Annotated in this window: 12 protein-coding genes and 1 pseudogene; 5 read left to right on the top strand and 8 right to left on the bottom strand. The window is 63.9% G+C overall.

Annotated features, from left to right (window positions below):
* Positions 1–86: 86 nt before the first annotated feature.
* The 3 genes from IVB42_RS07815 to IVB42_RS07805 form a co-directional block, all read right to left on the bottom strand.
* Positions 87–1271: a substrate-binding domain-containing protein gene (locus IVB42_RS07815; RefSeq protein WP_018455865.1), complete on the bottom strand. Its 1185-nt coding sequence runs from the start codon at positions 1269–1271 to the stop codon at positions 87–89.
* Positions 1272–1490: 219 nt separating this feature from the next.
* Complete coding sequence (locus IVB42_RS07810) at positions 1491–3227, bottom strand: EAL domain-containing protein (RefSeq protein ID WP_018455866.1); 1737 nt, start codon at positions 3225–3227, stop codon at positions 1491–1493.
* A 208-nt stretch (positions 3228–3435) separates the two neighbouring features.
* On the bottom strand, positions 3436–4401 hold the full coding sequence (locus tag IVB42_RS07805) for a sensor histidine kinase (RefSeq protein ID WP_085349750.1): 966 nt from the start codon (positions 4399–4401) through the stop codon (positions 3436–3438).
* Between the two features lie 195 nt (positions 4402–4596).
* Here IVB42_RS07805 and IVB42_RS07800 point away from each other — a divergent pair, with 195 nt between their 5' ends.
* Entirely contained in the window at positions 4597–5439 is an 843-nt protein-coding gene (locus IVB42_RS07800; protein WP_018455868.1) for a glucose 1-dehydrogenase, read from the top strand.
* Between the two features lie 99 nt (positions 5440–5538).
* Here the strand turns inward: IVB42_RS07800 and IVB42_RS07795 are convergent, their stop codons facing one another.
* Both IVB42_RS07795 and IVB42_RS07790 read right to left on the bottom strand, forming a co-directional pair.
* Positions 5539–6915: a cytochrome P450 gene (locus tag IVB42_RS07795; RefSeq protein WP_018455869.1), complete on the bottom strand. Its 1377-nt coding sequence runs from the start codon at positions 6913–6915 to the stop codon at positions 5539–5541.
* Between the two features lie 64 nt (positions 6916–6979).
* Positions 6980–8215, bottom strand: a complete 1236-nt coding sequence (locus tag IVB42_RS07790) for an LLM class flavin-dependent oxidoreductase (protein ID WP_018455870.1) — start codon at positions 8213–8215, stop codon at positions 6980–6982.
* A gap of 230 nt (positions 8216–8445) precedes the next feature.
* Between IVB42_RS07790 and IVB42_RS07785 the strand changes: the two are divergent.
* Together IVB42_RS07785 and IVB42_RS07780 are read left to right on the top strand one after the other, a co-directional pair.
* Positions 8446–9851, top strand: a pseudogene (locus IVB42_RS07785) (MFS transporter).
* 147 nt (positions 9852–9998) lie between these two features.
* Complete coding sequence (locus IVB42_RS07780) at positions 9999–11165, top strand: PHB depolymerase family esterase (RefSeq protein WP_026233043.1); 1167 nt, start codon at positions 9999–10001, stop codon at positions 11163–11165.
* Positions 11166–11283: 118 nt separating this feature from the next.
* Here IVB42_RS07780 and IVB42_RS07775 read toward each other — a convergent pair whose 3' ends face one another.
* The gene (locus IVB42_RS07775; protein ID WP_018455873.1) at positions 11284–11964 is read right to left on the bottom strand and encodes an MBL fold metallo-hydrolase; all 681 of its coding nucleotides are present in this window, start codon (positions 11962–11964) and stop codon (positions 11284–11286) included.
* Between the two features lie 171 nt (positions 11965–12135).
* On the opposite strand from IVB42_RS07775, the gene IVB42_RS07770 reads away from it, so the two are divergent.
* The gene (locus tag IVB42_RS07770) at positions 12136–13734 is read left to right on the top strand and encodes an alpha-amylase family glycosyl hydrolase (RefSeq protein ID WP_018455874.1); all 1599 of its coding nucleotides are present in this window, start codon (positions 12136–12138) and stop codon (positions 13732–13734) included.
* Positions 13735–13892: 158 nt separating this feature from the next.
* Here the strand turns inward: IVB42_RS07770 and IVB42_RS07765 are convergent, their stop codons facing one another.
* Positions 13893–15590, bottom strand: coding sequence for an alpha-amylase family protein (locus IVB42_RS07765; protein WP_018455875.1), 1698 nt, complete (start codon positions 15588–15590; stop codon positions 13893–13895).
* A 259-nt stretch (positions 15591–15849) separates the two neighbouring features.
* On the opposite strand from IVB42_RS07765, the gene IVB42_RS07760 reads away from it, so the two are divergent.
* Positions 15850–16338, top strand: coding sequence for an MmcB family DNA repair protein (locus IVB42_RS07760; protein WP_018455876.1), 489 nt, complete (start codon positions 15850–15852; stop codon positions 16336–16338).
* 120 nt (positions 16339–16458) lie between these two features.
* Here IVB42_RS07760 and IVB42_RS07755 read toward each other — a convergent pair whose 3' ends face one another.
* Positions 16459–17013: an ActR/PrrA/RegA family redox response regulator transcription factor gene (locus IVB42_RS07755; protein WP_007598178.1), complete on the bottom strand. Its 555-nt coding sequence runs from the start codon at positions 17011–17013 to the stop codon at positions 16459–16461.
* Between the last annotated feature and the right edge of the window lie 4 nt (positions 17014–17017).

The following is a 17017-nucleotide window of genomic DNA, read 5'->3' as shown; positions in this document are numbered from 1 at the left end:
GAGGGTGTCTCCTCAGGCGAGAACCCCAAGAGGACAGAGCCTTCTCCCGGCCTCTCCCGCAAGCGGGAGAGGTGAAGGAAGAAAGATCAGCGCTTGTTCTTGACCGGAACGTCCATGTCCTCGATCTTCAGCTCGCGCACCGGCTCGAGCACGGCCCAGGCGACATTCGGATCGACCTTGACCTTGAAGTGATACATGCTCTGCAGCGCCTGATGGTCTTCCTTGCGGAACATCATCTTGCCCTTGGGCGTATCGAACTCCAGGCCTTCCATGACCGTGATCAGCTTCTCGGTGTCGGTCGACTTCGCCTTGGTGACGGCGGCGACGACGGACATCGCCGCGGCGAATCCGCCCGCGGTGAAGAAGTCCGGCGGCGCGTTGAAGCGCTTCTGGTGCTCGGCGACAAGCCAGTCATTTACCGGGTTCTTCGGGATCGCGTAGAAATAATAGGTCGCGCCTTCCATGCCGGGCAGGCCCTTGTAGGCGGCGAGCGCCGGCAGGATGTTGCCGCCGGTGGACAGTTCGATGCCGTAGCGCTTCGGATCCATGTCCTGGAGTTTCGCCAGCGGATTGCCGGCGCCGGCCCAGATCACCCAGATCACCTTGCGGCCCGGCTTGTCCTTCAGCGCGTCGAACAGGCGCTGGCCGACCGCGGTGAAGTCGGTGGTCGAGGTCGGGGCATATTCTTCGGCGGCGAGCGTCGCCCCGGTCTTGCCGAGCGCCTCCTTGAAGGCGGCGACGCCGTCGCGGCCGAAGGCGTAGTCCTGCGCCAGCGTCGCGACGGTGACGCCCTGCTTGCCGATCGCGACCGCGTTCGAGATCGCGTCCTGCGACGAGTTGCGCGCGGTGCGGAAGATGTAGCGATTCCACTTCTCGCCGGTAATCTGATCCGCGACCGCGGGCTCGACGATCAGGATCTTCTTGTTTTCCTCGGCGACAGGCAGGATCGCGAGTGCCGCGGCCGACGAGGTCGTGCCGATCGCGATGTCAACCTTGTCGTCCTGATAGGCTTCCGCGAGCGCGGCCTTGGAGAGATCCGGCTTGCCCTGGTCGTCCTTGGTGATGACGACGATCTTGCGCCCGTCGAGCGTCATGGTGCCCTTGGTGGCGTATTCGAACCCCATCTGCAGGCCGGTCTCGGTCTGCTTGGCATAGGCCTCGAGCGGGCCGGTCTTGCCATAGATCAGCGCGATCTTGAGATCGTCGGCCTGTGCGGAGGTGCCCGCGGCGAGGGCGAGGATGGTTGTTGTTAAGATGAGCGATCGGCGCACGATGGTCCCTCCTGATGAGTTCTTTGGCCATAGCGATTTGCACAACCGTGCGGACATTGCAATTCCACCTTCCGGCGGACCACGCGACGGGCATGTGTGATATTGTCCGGCCCGGCCGAGCCGGATCGCTTCTGCCGAAGAAATCGGCAGATGCAATTGTTGACCTCACCCGTGGAACGGGTTGCTCAGGCTTTGCAAAGTAACGACTCAGGCCCGGGGTTACCGCCGGTATCCGTTCGCGCGGGAATAGCCCTGCCGGTTCTGCTGCGTCGAGCGGTTTGTGACGCTGGCGCGTGCTTCGCTGGAAATGGGCGTTGCGAGCTTCAGCTCCTCCAGGAAGATCGGCCGGGAGAAGTAATAGCCCTGCGCGTAACGGATCTTGGTCGCAGCCTGGAGGTAGGCGAGCTCCTCGTAGGATTCGATGCCTTCGGCAATCACGGTCATGCCGAGCGCTTCGCTCAGGGATTCGATCGCGCGCAGGATGCCCTGGTTGCGTGGACGCTTATGGATATCGGTGATGAAGGAGCGGTCGATCTTGATCTCGTCCGCGGTGATGTCGGCCAGCGCCGAGAGCGAGGAATAGCCGGTGCCGAAATCGTCGATCGAGATGGCGACGCCGAGCTTGCGGAACATCGGCAGGATCTCGGCCTGGAAATGATTCTTGGCGACGAAGGCGTCTTCCGTCACCTCGATCATGAAGCGCTGCGGAAAGCCGGTGTCGTCGAGCGCCTGGGCAAAGCTGCGCATGAATTCCGGGTTGCCGGCCTGCTTGGCCGCGACGTTGATGCTGATGGTCGCTTCCGCACCGAACGTCTCGTTGATCAGGTCGATCGACTTGACGATCTCGGCGAGCACGAGATGGGTCAGCTCGTCGATCAGCCCGAGTTCGGTGGCAAGATTGATGAACGAGCCGGGCGCCTGGATCACGCCCTCGTCGTCGCGCAGCCGCACCAGGGCCTCGATGCCCTTCACGTCCTGCGTGCGGATGTCGACCTTGGACTGGAAGGCGCAGCAGAAGCGCTTCTCCAGGATGGCCTGCCGCAGCGACTGCTCGATCTTCATCCGCGCCAGCGCCTCGCGTTCCATGCTGGAATCGAAGAAGGCCGCCGATCCCTTGCCGTCATTCTTGATGCGGTACATCGCGATGTCGGCGTTCTGGCGCAGTGTCTCGAAGCTGCTTCCGTGATCGGGGTAGAGGCTGATGCCGACGGAGGTTGAGGCGAACACTTCCGAATTGTCGATGAAGAACGGCGCGGTCAGCCGCTCCAGCGTCGACTGCATGAATTCGGCGACTTCCTCCTGGTTCTGGATCGGCGATAGCAGCAGCAGGAATTCGTCGCCGGAGATGCGCGACAGCATGTCCGAGTCGCGCAAGCCGCGTCCAAGCCGCTTCGACAGTTCGACCAGCAGGGCGTCGCCCACGGCGTGCCCGTAATAGTCGTTGATGTGCTTGAAATTGTCGACGTCGAGAAAGGCGAGCGCAAAGCGATCGCCCGTGCGACCCTGCGCGAGCAGGCTGGTGGCGCGATGCTCGATCACGCGCCGCGAGGGCAGGCCGGTCAGATCGTCGAAATAGGCCGAGCGGAACAGCTGGTCTTCGAAATTCTTCTGCTCGGTGATGTCAGAGGAGGCCGAGATCAGCAGCTCGCGTCCGTCGAGGCGGACCGGACGATGGGTGGTCAGCAGCACCTGGCGTGCGGCTCCGTCGTGGAGCGCTTCCTCGGCGACGACCGCCTGGCCGGAGCTCAGGGCCTGCCGGCAGGCTTCGAGGCGCGACGCTAGATCGCGCGAGGGGCGGCTGCCGTCCATGCCGAGCTGGGCAGCCGCGACATCGTTGACCAGGAGAAGTTCGCCTTGCGCGTCCTGCACGGTCAGGCCGGCAGGCAGCATTCTAACGATTTCCTTGAGAAATCCGAGTTCGGCTTCGCTCGCGCCGGAATATTTGTTGTCGTTCATAGAAGTCATGAATCTTGTTGTTTCAGCGCGCCTTTGCAATGGCCGCGATCTTGCGCGGTTCCCTCTTAAGTTTGGTTAAGGGGCCCGGAGAATTACGGTGGTGTTTTGCGGCGATGCGACGCGCGCAGCCTATCGTCATTAACAGGGCGTCAACGCGTCCGGTGAAACCGCGAACGACGCGCGCGAACGGGTTTCGTTGGCGCCGCGTCTAACCGTCCTTGGGGATACGGCATTGCATGGTGCAATGAAGTCCGGTCCTGAGATAGGAAACCTCAGTCTTGCCGTCGAAGGCCGACAGCGCCGACTTCAACAGCTTGGTGCCGAAACCCGGCTCGGAGATCTTGTCGACGCTCGGACCCTCGGTTTCATCCCAGGTCACGGTCAGGCGATCGTCGCTGACGGTCCATGACACCTGCAACAACCCGCGCGGCGCGGAGAACGCGCCATATTTCCCCGCGTTGGTGGCGAGTTCGTGAAACATCAGGGACAGCGTGACCGCAAGTTTCGGCGGCAGGAACAGCCGGTCGCCGTTGAGCGTGAAGCGGACATGGCCGTAAGGGCCGAGCTCGGAGATCAGGAGGTCGCGAATGTCGCAGCCGGCCTTGTCGATCCGTGAGATCAAATCGTCGGTCGCGGCAAGCGACCGCAGCCGCGGATCGATCCGGGCCCAGATTTGCGGCTGATCGTGCAGCACCTGATGCAGCACGGCATGCACCGTCGACAGCTTGTTCTTCAGCCGGTGCTGGAGCTCGTCGACCAGCAGCTTGCGGTAGTCTTCTTCCTCGATCAGGCGTCTGGAAATCCGCCGCTGCTCGACGAGGAGCGAGCGATAGTGCTCGACGCCCCAGATGGTGAGCGCGCAGACCGCCCAATACAGCGCCAGCAGGGCGAATCGCGCGTTATCGGCAAAGGCATCGCCGAAATTCACGACGACGCCGAGCACGCCGCCCACCAGCGCCGTGATGATGCCGATGCGGAAGCCGCCGAACGCGGCTGCAAAGAACACGGCCGGGAAATACGGCGTGAAATAGACGTCGGGCCGCACATGGGCGAGGGCCCAGCGCGCCAGCGTCGCAACCAGCAGGCAGGCGACCGCAAACGCAAGGCTCAGGCCGAGCGACGGCGGTGCCACGCCCTGCCAGCCCTTGCGGAATTCGTCGATCAGCTTCCCCATGCGCAGTCCGGTCGCGATATGCGTTCGACAATCGAGCGATCGCCAGGAATGTTACGCATGTCGCCGGCCCCAAGCAAAGCTTGCCTTGTCGCAAGCCGGCAGGAATAGTGCCTGCCGCGGCGCCGACCGTCGCGGCGCCGTCGTCGATCGGTGTCCGCCATTTGGCGTCAAGGGGTTCGAAAACAGGGACATTCCATGGGCAGGCTGGATGGCAAGGTCGCGGTGATCACGGGCGCGACGAGCGGGATCGGGTTGCGGACTGCAGAAGTCTTCGTTGCCGAAGGTGCCAAAATTGTGATCGCGGGCCGGCGCATACCGGAAGGCGAGGCGCTGGCGAAGCAGCTCGGGGCGAATTGCGTCTTCCGCCAGACGGATGTGACGGTCGAAGCGCAGATGCAGGCGGTGATCGCGCTCGCGGTGGACAAATTCGGCCGCATCGACTGCCTGTTCAACAATGCCGGCGGTCCGGCGCAGACCGGCGGCATCGAAGGCCTCGAGGTCGAGCGCTTTGACGCGGCGATGGCGACCCTGCTGCGCAGCGTCATGCTCGGCATGAAGCACGCCGCGCCGCACATGAAGAAGCAGGGATCTGGCAGCATCATCAACAATGGCAGCATCGCCGGCCGTCTTGCCGGCTTCTCGTCATCGATGGTCTATGGTGCAGCCAAAGCGGCGGTGATCCATCTCACCAAATGCGTGGCGATGGAGCTCGGCGAATCCAACGTCCGCGTCAACTCGATCTCGCCCGGCGCCATCGCGACCGGCATTTTCGGCAAGGCGCTCGGGCTTTCGACCGACGCGGCGGAGAAGACGCCGGCGGTGATGCGCGAGGTCTACAAGACCGCGCAGCCGATCCCGCGCGCCGGCCTTCCCGATGACATCGCCCATGCTGCGGTGTTCCTGGCCAGCGACGAATCCAGCTTCATCAACGGCCATGACCTCGTCATCGACGGCGCGATGACCGGCGGCCGCAACTGGAGCCAGCAGCAGCAGGGCTACGTGGCCCTGCGCAAGGCGTTCGATCAGGGGGGCGGATAGTTTCGTCATTGCGAGGAGCGAAGCGACGAAGCAGTCCAGGCCGCTTCCGCGGACGCAGTCTGGATTGCTTCGCTTCGCTCGCAATGACGACTGCGATGCTCAAACCGCCTTCACCCGCACCCGCAATCCGTCGCGCGGCTTCGGGATCGGCCACATCTGCCAGTCGGGCTTGTAGCCGGGCTCCAGCGACACCTCGATGTTCTGCAGGAAGTGCCGCGCGAAGCATTTGGCCTGCATGTAGGCGAAGTGCAGGCCGAGGCACATATGCGCGCCGCCGCCGAACGGCACCCAGGCGAAGCGGTGGCGGTTGCGCTGGGCCTCTTCGGTGAAGCGCAGCGGATCGAAGCGATCCGGCTCCGGCCAGATGTCCTTCATGTGGTGGGTGTAGAGCGGATTGACGCCGATCGCAGTGCCGGCCGGAATCGAAAAACCCTTGAAGCTGAAATCGCGCACGGCTCGGCGCGGCATCGAGGGCACCGGCGGCTTGATCCGCAGCGCTTCCTTGAACGCCATCTCCGACAGCGGCATCTTTTCGAGATCGTCGAAGCTGCTTGGCGCGTCAGGGGCGAGCCCCAGCGCCATGACTTCCGCGCGAAGCTTGTCCTGCCAGCCGGGATTTGCCGCGAGTTCGCCAATGAACGACGTCAGCGACGAGGTCAGCGTGTCGTGCGCCGCCATCATCAGGAAGCTCATGTGGTCGATGATGTCCTGTTCCGAGAGCAGCGCGCCGTCCTCGTGGGTTGCGCGGCAGAGCTGCGAGAACAGATCATCACCGCCGAGATTGCCGCGTCGCAGCGGAATCTGCTCGCGGAAATAAGCCACGATGCGCTTGCGTCCCCTGACGCCGGCCGCCATCTGCGTGCCGGGCAGCGGTCGGCGGATCGGGGCGACGGCAGCGGCGACCATGTCGACGAAGGCCCGGTTGATCTCGTCGACCTCCGGCCCGATATCGGCGCCGATAAAGGACGCGGCGGCGAGATCGAGCGTGAGCTGCTTCATCGCCGGATAAAGCTGCATCTCGCCGGGCTTGGCCTTCCACTGCGCGACGCGGGCGGCGATGCCGCGGTCGAGATCGCTCAGATACGACTTCATCGGGCCGGACTTGAATGCGACCGACAGCGCCTTGCGGTGCAGCCGGTGCTCCTCGAAATCCAACAGCATCAATCCCCGCGGAAACAACAGGCCGAGCACCTTGTTCCAGCCATGGGTCGAGGAGAACAGCTTTTGCTGGTCGAACAGCACGAGCTCGTTGGCCTCGGGGCCGAGCAGCACGATATTGGTCTCGCCGAAGAAATGCGTGCGATAGACGAGGCCGTATTTGGCGCCGTTCGCCTCGATATGCCCTTTGGGGTCCGCGAGCACCTGGAAGGTCTTGCCGATGATCGGCCAGCCTTCGTCGCCGGGGATGTGGGTCAGCTCGTTGCGCTTGGGCGGAGTGAAGCCGTGCGCAGGGGCGGCCACATTCTGCATCGACATGACGATTGCTCCGGTTGGCTAGACCCGGCCAACATAACACAATCCAGCTGCGATGACTCCGCGCTTACCGCTTCGCCGCTTCCTTCTGCAAATCCGGCGCATTGACGGCCGGAATCGCAACGCGGCCGGCGCCGGTCACCTTCAGCGCCTCGGCGGCCTTTTCGTTTTCCATGATCTTGGCCATCACGGCCTGTCCCGCGCGCTCGAAGATCGCGCGGTTCTCGATCACAAATTTTTGCGACTTGCGCAAGCCGTCGATGTAGCCGTTGATCTCGGGCACCACGTAGCGCGCGACCATGTCCCAGCTCCGGCGCGTGTTCTCCGGATTGGCCCAGTCGTGCACGAAGCCGATGACGGCGCCGATTCCGCCGGAGACCTGCATCACGTTCTTGATCATCTTGACGAGGTCGTCGGGCGTGCCGATGACGGAGGCCGCGCCGTCGACGAAAGCGGTCTTGTCCACGGCCTCGTCGGGTGAGGCGAACGCGGTGAGCCCGGGCCGTTGCAGCGTGCCGACATTATATTCATTGTGCCAGCGCATTAGGCCGGGGCCGGCCTCGCGGCGCGCCTGCTCGCGGGTCTCGGCGATGTGCCAGGTCAGCAGCACGCGCCAGTTCGCGCGATCGACTTTGGTGCCGTGCTTTTTCGCCGCGTCCTCGGCGAACTGCCATTGCTGCTGCAGCGACATCAGCCCCTGAGTCGTCATCGAACCCAGCGAAATGATGCCGATTCCGTATTTTCCGGCGAGCGTCATGCCGGAGGGCGAGATCTGCGAGGCCACGACGAAGGGCATTTCCTCCTGCAACGGCAGGAGCTGCAGCGCGGCGTCGTTCATGGTGAACCAGTCGCTCTTCGCCGTGACGCGCTCGCCGCTGAAGAGGCGGCGGATCACGCCGATCGCTTCGTCCTGGCGGTCGCGCTGCGTCATCGGATCGATGCCGAGCGTATGCGCATCGGAGGCGAGCGCGCCGGGACCCGAGCCGAAGATGGCGCGGCCGCCGGTCATGTGGTCGAGCTGCACCATGCGCTGCGCGACGTTGTAGGGATGATGGTAGGGCAGCGACACCACGCCGGTGCCGAGCCTGATCCGCTTGGTGCGCTCGCCGGCGGCCGCCAGGAACATCTCGGGGGAGGCGATCATCTCCCAGCCGGAGGAATGATGCTCGCCGCACCAAAACTCGTCATAACCGAGGCTATCCAACTGCTCGACCAGGTCGAGATCGCGCCGGAACTGGAGCATCGGATGCTCCCCGATCGGATGATGCGGGGCAAGGAAGGCTCCGAACTTCAGGCGCGCCATGGCGTTCTCTCCGGCTTACATTTTTTTGTTTGTGGCGCGAAGCTACGTGCTGGAGACAGCGAACGCAATCGTGCGATGTCCCGCGCGGCGGAATGCAGCCATGCGTATGTCGTCTTCCTCTCCCGGCACGCTGAGAGAGGCGGAACGCGCGAGGATCCTACCTTCGAGGTAATCGCGGCGCCGCATGCGGTCTGAGATGATCGGCAAGGACATCCGAGGATCACGCGCCGATGCATCAAACCGTCACAAAGCAGGTCGACACGTCGCGTCGCTGGTGGGTGCTGGCGATCGTCGTGGCCGCCCAGTTCATGTTCGGCGTCGATGCCTTCGTGGTCAACGTCGCCATTCCCACCATCGCGGTCGAGTTGAAGGCGTCGCCGGCTCAGATCGAATCCGTCATCGCGATCTACCTGATCGCCTATGCCACGCTGGTCGTCACCGGCGGCCGGCTTGGCGACATTCACGGCACCAGGAACGTGTTCCTGGCAGGTCTGCTCGGCTTCACCCTGACGTCGCTGTGGTGCGGACTGGCGCGATCCGGTTCGGAGTTGATCGTCGCGCGATTGACGCAGGGTGCCTCCGCCGCGCTGATGGTGCCGCAGGTGCTGGCGACGCTGCATCTCCTGTTCACCGACGAACAGCGCAACCGCGCCTTCGCCATCTACGGCATCGTGCTGGGACTCGCGGGTGCCGCGGGCTTTCTGCTCGGTGGTCTCCTGGTCACGATCGATCTCGCCGGCACCGGCTGGCGCTCGGTGTTCTTCGTCAATGTGCCGTGCGGTCTCGTGATCGCGGTGGCGGCCTGGCGCATCATGCCCTCGGCACCGCATCGCGCCGGCACACGGCTTGACATCACGGGCAGCATCGTCCTGTTCGCCGGATTGCTGTGCATGATCGGTCCGCTGCTGCTGGGTCACGATGTCGGCTGGGCACCGTGGCTGTGGCTGGTGATGGCGGTCGGCGCCGCGATCCTCCTGGGGTTCCCGAAGCTGGAGCATGCGGTGACACGCGCCGGCGGCATGCCGCTGATTGATCTCTCGCTGCTGGCGGACGCCGCTTTCCTGCGCGGCCTTGGCGCGGCGTTCTTTTTCTTCTCCGCCAATCTCTCGTTCTATCTGGTCATGACGCTGTTCATGCAGCGAGGGCTGAAATCCCGCCGCTCGCGGCCGGCATGGCCTTCATTCCGCTCGCGCTCGCTTTCGTCGTGGCCTCGCGCCATAGTGGCGCACGGGCGCGCCATCGCGGCACCAGGGTCTTGATCGAAGGCTGCGCGCTTCAGATCGCGGGCCTCGCGGCCCTTGCGCTGGTCGCGTTCTCTGTCGACGCGCCGTCCGCGCTCCTGCTCGCGCTCACCATGATCGTGTTCGGCTACGGTCAGGGGCTGGTGATGGCGCCGCTCTCCGGCGCGGTGCTCTCGACGGTGAAGCCTGTGGCCGCCGGTTCTGCCTCCGGCATGTACGGCACCACGGCGCAAGTCGGAAATGCGGCCGGAGTGGCCGCAATCGGCGCCATGTTTTTCGCCGTCGAAGCGGTGCAATCAGCGCGCGCAGGATTTCTCGTCTCGCTCGCACTGTTCGCAACATTAATCATGATCTGCGCCGCATTCCTGGCGTGGATGCGCCGGGTATCTGCATGAAGTTGAGGCATTGCGGTTAATGCGTGCTGATTTCTGCAGGCTTTCCTGAGATTTAGCACCTCATCGACAGCACACGGTCTTTTTATTTTGCGCTGCAGCAACTATTTGGTTTGGGTGGACGTTGAACGTCGCCTGCTAGGAGCTGCCGTGTCGTTAACCAGAAATGTCGATCTCTTGAGACGTCTGCCAAAGCTGGACGGATTGCGCTTCGCCGAGTTTGGCCGGAGCGCCGATGCGTCCAGTCCGTTGCAAGAGGTCACGGGCTTCGGCGACAATCCCGGCAATCTGCGCCTGTTCGCGTTCGTGCCGCCGCAACTGCAGAAGCCGCGCGCGCTCGTCGTCGTGCTGCACGGCTGCGGCCAGACGGCGGCAAGCTACGACCTCGGTGCCGGATGGTCGACGCTCGCCGAGCACTACGGCTTCGCGCTGTTGATGCCCGAGCAGCAGCGCATCAACAACAGCAACACCTGCTTTAACTGGTTCCATCCGGAAGACACGGCGCGGGACAGTGGCGAGGCCTGTTCGATTCGCGAGATGATCGCGCATATGACGGAAACGCATCGCGTCGATCCCAAGCGCATCTTCATCACGGGCCTGTCGGCCGGCGGCGGCATGACGTCGGTGATGCTCGCGACCTACCCTGAAGTCTTCGCGGCCGGTGCGGTGATCGCGGGACTTCCCTACGGCATCGCGACCAATCTGCGCGAGGCGCTCGACGGCATGTTTCATTCCCCGGAGCGGCCGGCGCGTGAACTTGGCGATCTGGTGCGGCGGGCCTCGAATCATCGCGGGCCCTGGCCGAGGATCTCGGTGTGGCACGGCAGCGCCGATCGCACCGTCAATCCCGGCAATGCCAACGAGATCGTCAAGCAATGGCTCGACCTGCACGATCTGCCCGAGGCGCCGATGGCGGAAACTGACATCGACGGCTATCCGCGCCAGGCCTGGTGGAACAAGGACGGCGAGACGCTCGTCGAGTCCTACGCCATCACCGACATGGCCCACGGCACGCCGCTCGGCCTTGCCGACAACGACCAGCGCTATGGCGTGGAAGGCGCGTTCCTGATCGAGGCCGGCATCTCCTCGTCTTATCACATCGCCAAATTCTTCGGCCTCACCGGCTGGATTCCCGACGCTGCGAAGAAGGCGGAGGCAAAGCCGACGCCGGCCCGCTCGCCCGCGCCGCATCTGGCGCGCTCGATCCGCGCCGCGATCGCCGAAGAGCCGGCCGAGCCGAAGCGCGAGGAGGCCCGCGGCTTCGATCTCGGCCAGATCATTACGCGCGCGCTCACGGCCGCGGGATTGATGAAGTAACTCAGGCCGTCGCGCCGATAAGGCAGGAGTTTTGTGCCCGTCGTCGCTGCGATCCGCGAATGGGGTGACCGCAACCTGAGCCAGCCCGCGGCGTTCGCAGACGCCGCGGAATAGGCGCTCACATCTCGCCGGTGATGAACGGATTTGTCATCCGCTCCTGGCCGATGCTCGAGCCGGCGCCATGGCCGCAGATGAAGCCGACATCGTCGCCGAGCGGCAGCAGCTTGGTCTTGATCGAGTCGATCAGCGTCGCGTGACTGCCGCCGGGCAGATCGGTGCGACCGACCGAGCCCGCGAACAGGACGTCGCCGACATGGGCGAAGCGCAAGTCCTTGTTGAAGAACACCACGCTGCCGGGCGAGTGGCCGGGGCAATGATAGATCTCGAACTGGAGATCGCCGATGGCCACGCTGTCGCCTTCGTCGAGCCAGCGGTCCGGCTCGAAATTGCGCACCCCCGTCATGCCGAAGCGCGCGCCGCTCTCGACCACGTTGTCGAGCAGGAATTTGTCCGCGACGTGCGGGCCCTCGATCGGCACCTTCAGCTCGTCGCGCAGTTCGGCCGCGCCGCCGACATGGTCGATATGGCCGTGGGTGAGCCAGATCTTCTCCACGGTGACGCCGGTCTGCTTGATGGCGTCCAGGATCTTCGGCACGTCGCCGCCGGGATCGATCACCACGGCCTTCTTGGAAGGCTCGTCCCAGATGATGGTGCAATTCTGCTCGAACAGCGTCACGGGGACGATGATCGCGCCTGCCTTCGCGCTGGCCTCAGCTTGTGTCTCGTTTTGCTCGGTCATGGCGCCACAATGCCGATTTTTGCCATGCCGCCAAGCAAAAGATTTCTCCCCGGGGCCTGGGAACAACCGCAGACATCGTCACACGGCCGTCCCAATTCGCCTGCTGGTTTGAACCGGAGCGCTCCTTCCGCGTTCTCCCGCGCAACAAGCAGTTTTGGATGGATTTCCCGCATGGCTCAGGGCGGCAGCGATTGGTGGCGCGACGGCATCTTCTATCAGGTCTATCCGCGCTCCTTTCAGGATTCAAACGGCGACGGTGTCGGCGATCTCGCCGGCATTTTGCAGCGGCTACCTTATGTGAAATCGCTCGGCGTCGACGCGATCTGGCTGTCGCCGATCTTCCCCTCGCCGATGGCCGATTTCGGCTACGACATCTCCGACTACACGGGCATCGAGCCGCTGTTCGGCACGATGGCGGATCTCGATGCGCTTCTCGCCGCCGCGCACGACAACGGCCTTAAGCTGATCCTCGACCTCGTGCCGAACCACACCTCGGACCAGCATCCCTGGTTCGTCGAGAGCCGTTCCTCGCGCGACAATCCCAAACGCGACTGGTACATCTGGCGCGACCCGGACGAGGGTGGCGGCGTGCCGAATAATTGGCTGTCCGAGTTCGGCGGTAGCGCGTGGCAGTTCGACGAGACCACCGGCCAATACTACTATCACGCCTTCCTCGCCCAGCAGCCGGATCTCAACTGGCGCAATCCCGATGTCCGCGCGGCAATCTATGACGTGATGCGGTTCTGGCTGGAGAAAGGCGTCGACGGCTTTCGCGTCGACGTGATCTGGCATCTGATTAAGGACGCCGAGTTCCGCGACAACCCGCCCAATCCGCATTATGCCGAGGGCCGGCCGCCGAACGAAAAGATAATGACGCAATATTCCACCGACCAGCCGGAGGTGCACGACGTCATCGCCGAGATGCGCCGCGTCACGGATGCCTATGATGCCCGCGTCCTGATCGGCGAGATCTATCTGCCGCTGCATCGCCTCATGGCCTATTACGGCAACGATCTCACCGGCGCGCAGATGCCGTTCAACTTCGCGCTGCTCTCGACCTTCTGGAGCGCGCGCTCGATCGAGAAAATCGTCGAGGATTACGAGAAGGCGCTGCCGAAGGGCGCCTGGCCGAACTGGGTGCTCGGCAATCATGACCGTCCACGCGTCGCAAGCCGCGTCGGGCCGGAGCAGGCCCGCGTCGCCGCCATGCTGCTGCTGACGCTGCGTGGCACGCCGACGCTCTACTATGGCGACGAGATCGGCATGCATCAGCTCGCGATCGCGCCCGAGGACGTGCGCGACCCCTTCGAGAAGAACGTGCCCGGCATCGGTGTCGGCCGCGACGGCTGCCGCACACCGATGCAGTGGGATTCTTCCAACTTCGCCGGCTTCTCGGACGTCAGGCCATGGCTGCCGCTGCCGGAGGATCACATCCGCAACAACGTCGTCGATCTCGAGGCCGATTCACGTTCGATCCTGACGCTCTATAAGCGTCTGATCGCGTTGCGGCAGGGCTGTCCGCCGCTGGTCGCGGGCGACTATCATCCGCTTGCCGCGCAAGGCGATCTCCTGATCTATCGCCGCGAGGCCGAGGGCAGGGCGGTGACCGTGGTGCTCAATCTCGGCCCTGAGCCGATCGCGGTCACCACCAGCGCGATCAGGTTCGGCAGCGAGATTCTGCTGTCGACATTCCTGGATCGCGAGCGAGAGCGGATCGAAGGCGTGCTGGATCTGCGCGGCAACGAGGGCGTGATCATCACGCCACCCTGACCGTCGTCCTGGACAAGGCGAAGCGCAGATCCAGGACCCATTGCCCCAGGGAGTGGTTTGACGAAGATTCGTGGTGATAGCTTCGTACAACAATCACCTATTGGGGTAATGGGTCCTGGCTTTCGCCAGGACGACAACGGAGTGCGTGGTCGCACTGACTACCCCGGATGCTTGTTCCCTCGCACCGTCCCGTCGATATCGCTCCGCTTCAACAGATAGTCCAATCCGCCGACGCGGTACCAGCGATAGCCATAGGGCTCCAGCACGACGCGGTGCTGGCCGCGCTTGTCGGCGTGGCTGTGGTCCTCCGCGAGCAGATTGATCAGGTGCGCGCCGGCCTCGCCTGGCAGCCCCGCCGAGAACGCGATCTCGCGCGGCTTCTCGTCGAGATTGTGCACGAACAGCACGGAATTGTTGCGCCAGTCATAGCGCATGATGAACACGGCGGGATCGCGCGTCGCGATGATCGAAAAATCGCCCCAGCCGATCTCCGGCACCTCCTTGCGCATGCGGACGATGCGCTCGGTCCAGTTCAGCATCGAGTTGGGATCGCGCCGCTGCTTGGCGACGTTGACGTGCGGATAGCCGTACGGTCCTTCGTCGATGACGGGCAAGGCCGGCTTGTCGCTGGTGGTGAAGCCGCCATGCGGCTCCGTCGACCATTGCATCGGCGTGCGCGCGCAATTGCGCTCGGGGAGCGAAAGATCATCGCCCATCGCGATCTCGTCGCCGTAGCGGATCACGGGCGTTCCCGGCAGCGTGCACATCAGGCTGTAGGCGAGCTCGAGCCGCCGGCGGTCGCCACCGAGCATCGGTGCCAGGCGACGGCGAATGCCGCGGTCGTAGAGCTGCATGTCCTTGTCAGGACCGAAGCTTTTGAACACGGTGTCGCGCTGCGCCTTGGTCAATCGCCCGAGATCGAGCTCGTCATGATTGCGCAGGAACAGGCCCCATTGCGCCGAGGCGGGCCGCGGCTTGGTCGCCTTCAGCGCTTTCCCCAGCGGGCGGGAATCGGACGAGGCCAGCGCATAGAACAGATGCTGGTTGACCTGGAAATTGAACATCATATGCATGCGGTCGGCATCACGGCCGAAATATTCCATGTCCGTCTTCGGCAGCACGTTGGCCTCGGCGAGGATGATGGCATCGCCCTGCCGCCATTGCAGGAATTCACGGAACGTCCGCAGCATGTCGTATTGTTCGGCCGGCTTTTTCACTTTGGCGCCTTTGGTCGCGATGACGAAAGGCACGGCATCCATCCGAAAGCCCGAGACGCCGAGTTGGATCCAGAAGCCCATGATCTTCAAAATCTCGGCCTGCACGCGCGGGTTCGAGGTGTTGAGGTCGGGCTGGAAATCGTAGAAGCGGTGGAAGTACCAGGCGCCGGCTTCCTTGTCGCGCGTCCATGTCGATTTCTGAACGCCGGGAAAGACCATGCCCTGATTGGCGTTGGCCGGCTTCTTGTCGGACCAGACATACCAATCGCGGTAGGGCGAATTCCTGTCGCTCCGCGCCGCCTTGAACCAGGGATGCTGGTCGGAGGTGTGGTTGACGACGAGATCGATGATGACGCGAATGCCGCGTTGCTTGCAGCCATGAGTGAACTCGACGAAATCGCCGAGCGTGCCGTAGCGGGCATCGACGCTGTAATAATCCGCGACATCGTAGCCGTCGTCGCGGCCGGGCGAGGTCTGGAACGGCATCAGCCAGATCGTGGTGATGCCGAGGCCGTGCAGATAATCGAGCCGGCGCAACAGGCCCTTGAAATCGCCGATGCCATCGCCGTTGGCGTCCATATAGGTGCCGACGGACAGGCAATAGATGATGGCGTTCTTGTACCAGAGATCGTCGATCATGCGCGCGCAGCCTCGGTGGTTCCGCCGAGGTGCGGCGGCTGCGTGATAAGTGTTAAGAGCGAGAGCGGTTCCGTACCCCGCCGTCGTGCTGGACAAGCGAAGCGCAGATCCAGGACCGAATACCACAGGCCGAAATTTGACGAGGACTGGTGGTGATCCCCTCGTGCACCAACGATCCCTTGGGGTCATGGTCCTGGCTCCCGTGCGCAATTGCGCACTAGGCCAGGACGACGACGGAGGAATCGGCTATCCTCCCCCGATGGACAACACCGCCCGCATTGCCCTCGTACCGCCGCCGGACCGCCGACAATCCGAGACGGCGCTGGCGATCGCGCGCGGGACGGCGCGGTTGCTGCGCTCGCTCGGCTTCACCTGCATCAGCGAATTGCCGCTGCCCTCGGGGCGACGCGCCGATCTCGTCGCGCTGAACGAACGCGGCGAGGTCTGGATCGTCGAGATCAAATCGTCGGTGGAGGATTTGCGCGCCGATCAGAAATGGCACGAATACCGGGCGCATTGCGACCGGCTGTTCTTCGCCTTCACGCAGGACCTGCCTTGCGAGATCTTTCCGCAAGATACCGGCTTGATCATCGCGGATGCCTATGGTGCGCACCTGCAATGCGAGGCGCCCGAGCACAAGCTCGCTGCGGCCACGCGCAAGCAGATGACGGTGCGGTTCGCCATGGCGGCGGCGTTGCGGATCAACCGGCTGGTCGATCCGCAGGGGCATGCGGAGTTTTGGGAATAGCGGCGCCGCGAGCGCGATGCCGTAGGGTGGGCAAAGCGGAGCGTGCCCACCATCCAGGTCAAAGATTGAAGCAGACATGGTGGGCACGGCGCTTTGCGCCTTGCCCACCCTACGGCACCGTTATCGCGGCGCGCGCTTGGCCAAAATCCGCTGCAACGTGCGCCGATGCATGTTGAGCCTGCGTGCCGTCTCCGAGACGTTGCGGTTGCACATCTCGTAAATGCGCTGGATGTGTTCCCAGCGCACGCGGTCGGCCGACATCGGGTTCGCCGGCAACTCGGACTTGTCCGAGCCGGTCGATAGCAGCGCCGCGACGACGTCGTCGGCGTCCGCGGGTTTCGAGAGATAATCGACCGCGCCCATCTTCACCGCGGTGACGGCGGTGGCGATGTTGCCATAGCCGGTCAGCACGATCGCGCGGGCGTCGGGGCGCTTCTTCTTCAGCGCCGAGACCACGTCGAGACCGTTGCCATCACCGAGCCGCAGATCGACCACGGCGAATGCCGGCGCCGCCTTGCCGATCTGCGCCAGACCGTCCGAGACGGTGTCGCATGACGTCACCGCAAAGCCGCGCGTTTCCATGGCGCGCGACAGCCGCTCCAGAAACGGCTTGTCGTCCTCCACGATCAGCAGCGAGCGGTCGGTCTGTTCGTTCAGTTCGGCGATGGCGTTCAAGGTT

The sequence above is a fragment of the Bradyrhizobium sp. 45 genome, assembly GCF_023073155.1.
GTDB lineage: Bacteria > Pseudomonadota > Alphaproteobacteria > Rhizobiales > Xanthobacteraceae > Bradyrhizobium > Bradyrhizobium canariense_D.
This window is presented reverse-complemented; position numbering and strand designations above follow the sequence as displayed.

Coding starts and splice junctions, on each gene's coding strand:
- IVB42_RS07765 (WP_018455875.1), bottom strand. CDS start 15,590: ATGATCGACGATCTCTGGTACAAGAACGCCATCATCTATTGCCTGTCC.
- IVB42_RS07790 (WP_018455870.1), bottom strand. CDS start 8,215: ATGGCGCGCCTGAAGTTCGGAGCCTTCCTTGCCCCGCATCATCCGATC.
- IVB42_RS07795 (WP_018455869.1), bottom strand. CDS start 6,915: ATGTCGATGCAGAATGTGGCCGCCCCTGCGCACGGCTTCACTCCGCCC.
- IVB42_RS07775 (WP_018455873.1), bottom strand. CDS start 11,964: ATGACCGAGCAAAACGAGACACAAGCTGAGGCCAGCGCGAAGGCAGGC.
- IVB42_RS07800 (WP_018455868.1), top strand. CDS start 4,597: ATGGGCAGGCTGGATGGCAAGGTCGCGGTGATCACGGGCGCGACGAGC.
- IVB42_RS07810 (WP_018455866.1), bottom strand. CDS start 3,227: ATGAACGACAACAAATATTCCGGCGCGAGCGAAGCCGAACTCGGATTT.
- IVB42_RS07760 (WP_018455876.1), top strand. CDS start 15,850: ATGGACAACACCGCCCGCATTGCCCTCGTACCGCCGCCGGACCGCCGA.
- IVB42_RS07770 (WP_018455874.1), top strand. CDS start 12,136: ATGGCTCAGGGCGGCAGCGATTGGTGGCGCGACGGCATCTTCTATCAG.
- IVB42_RS07805 (WP_085349750.1), bottom strand. CDS start 4,401: ATGGGGAAGCTGATCGACGAATTCCGCAAGGGCTGGCAGGGCGTGGCA.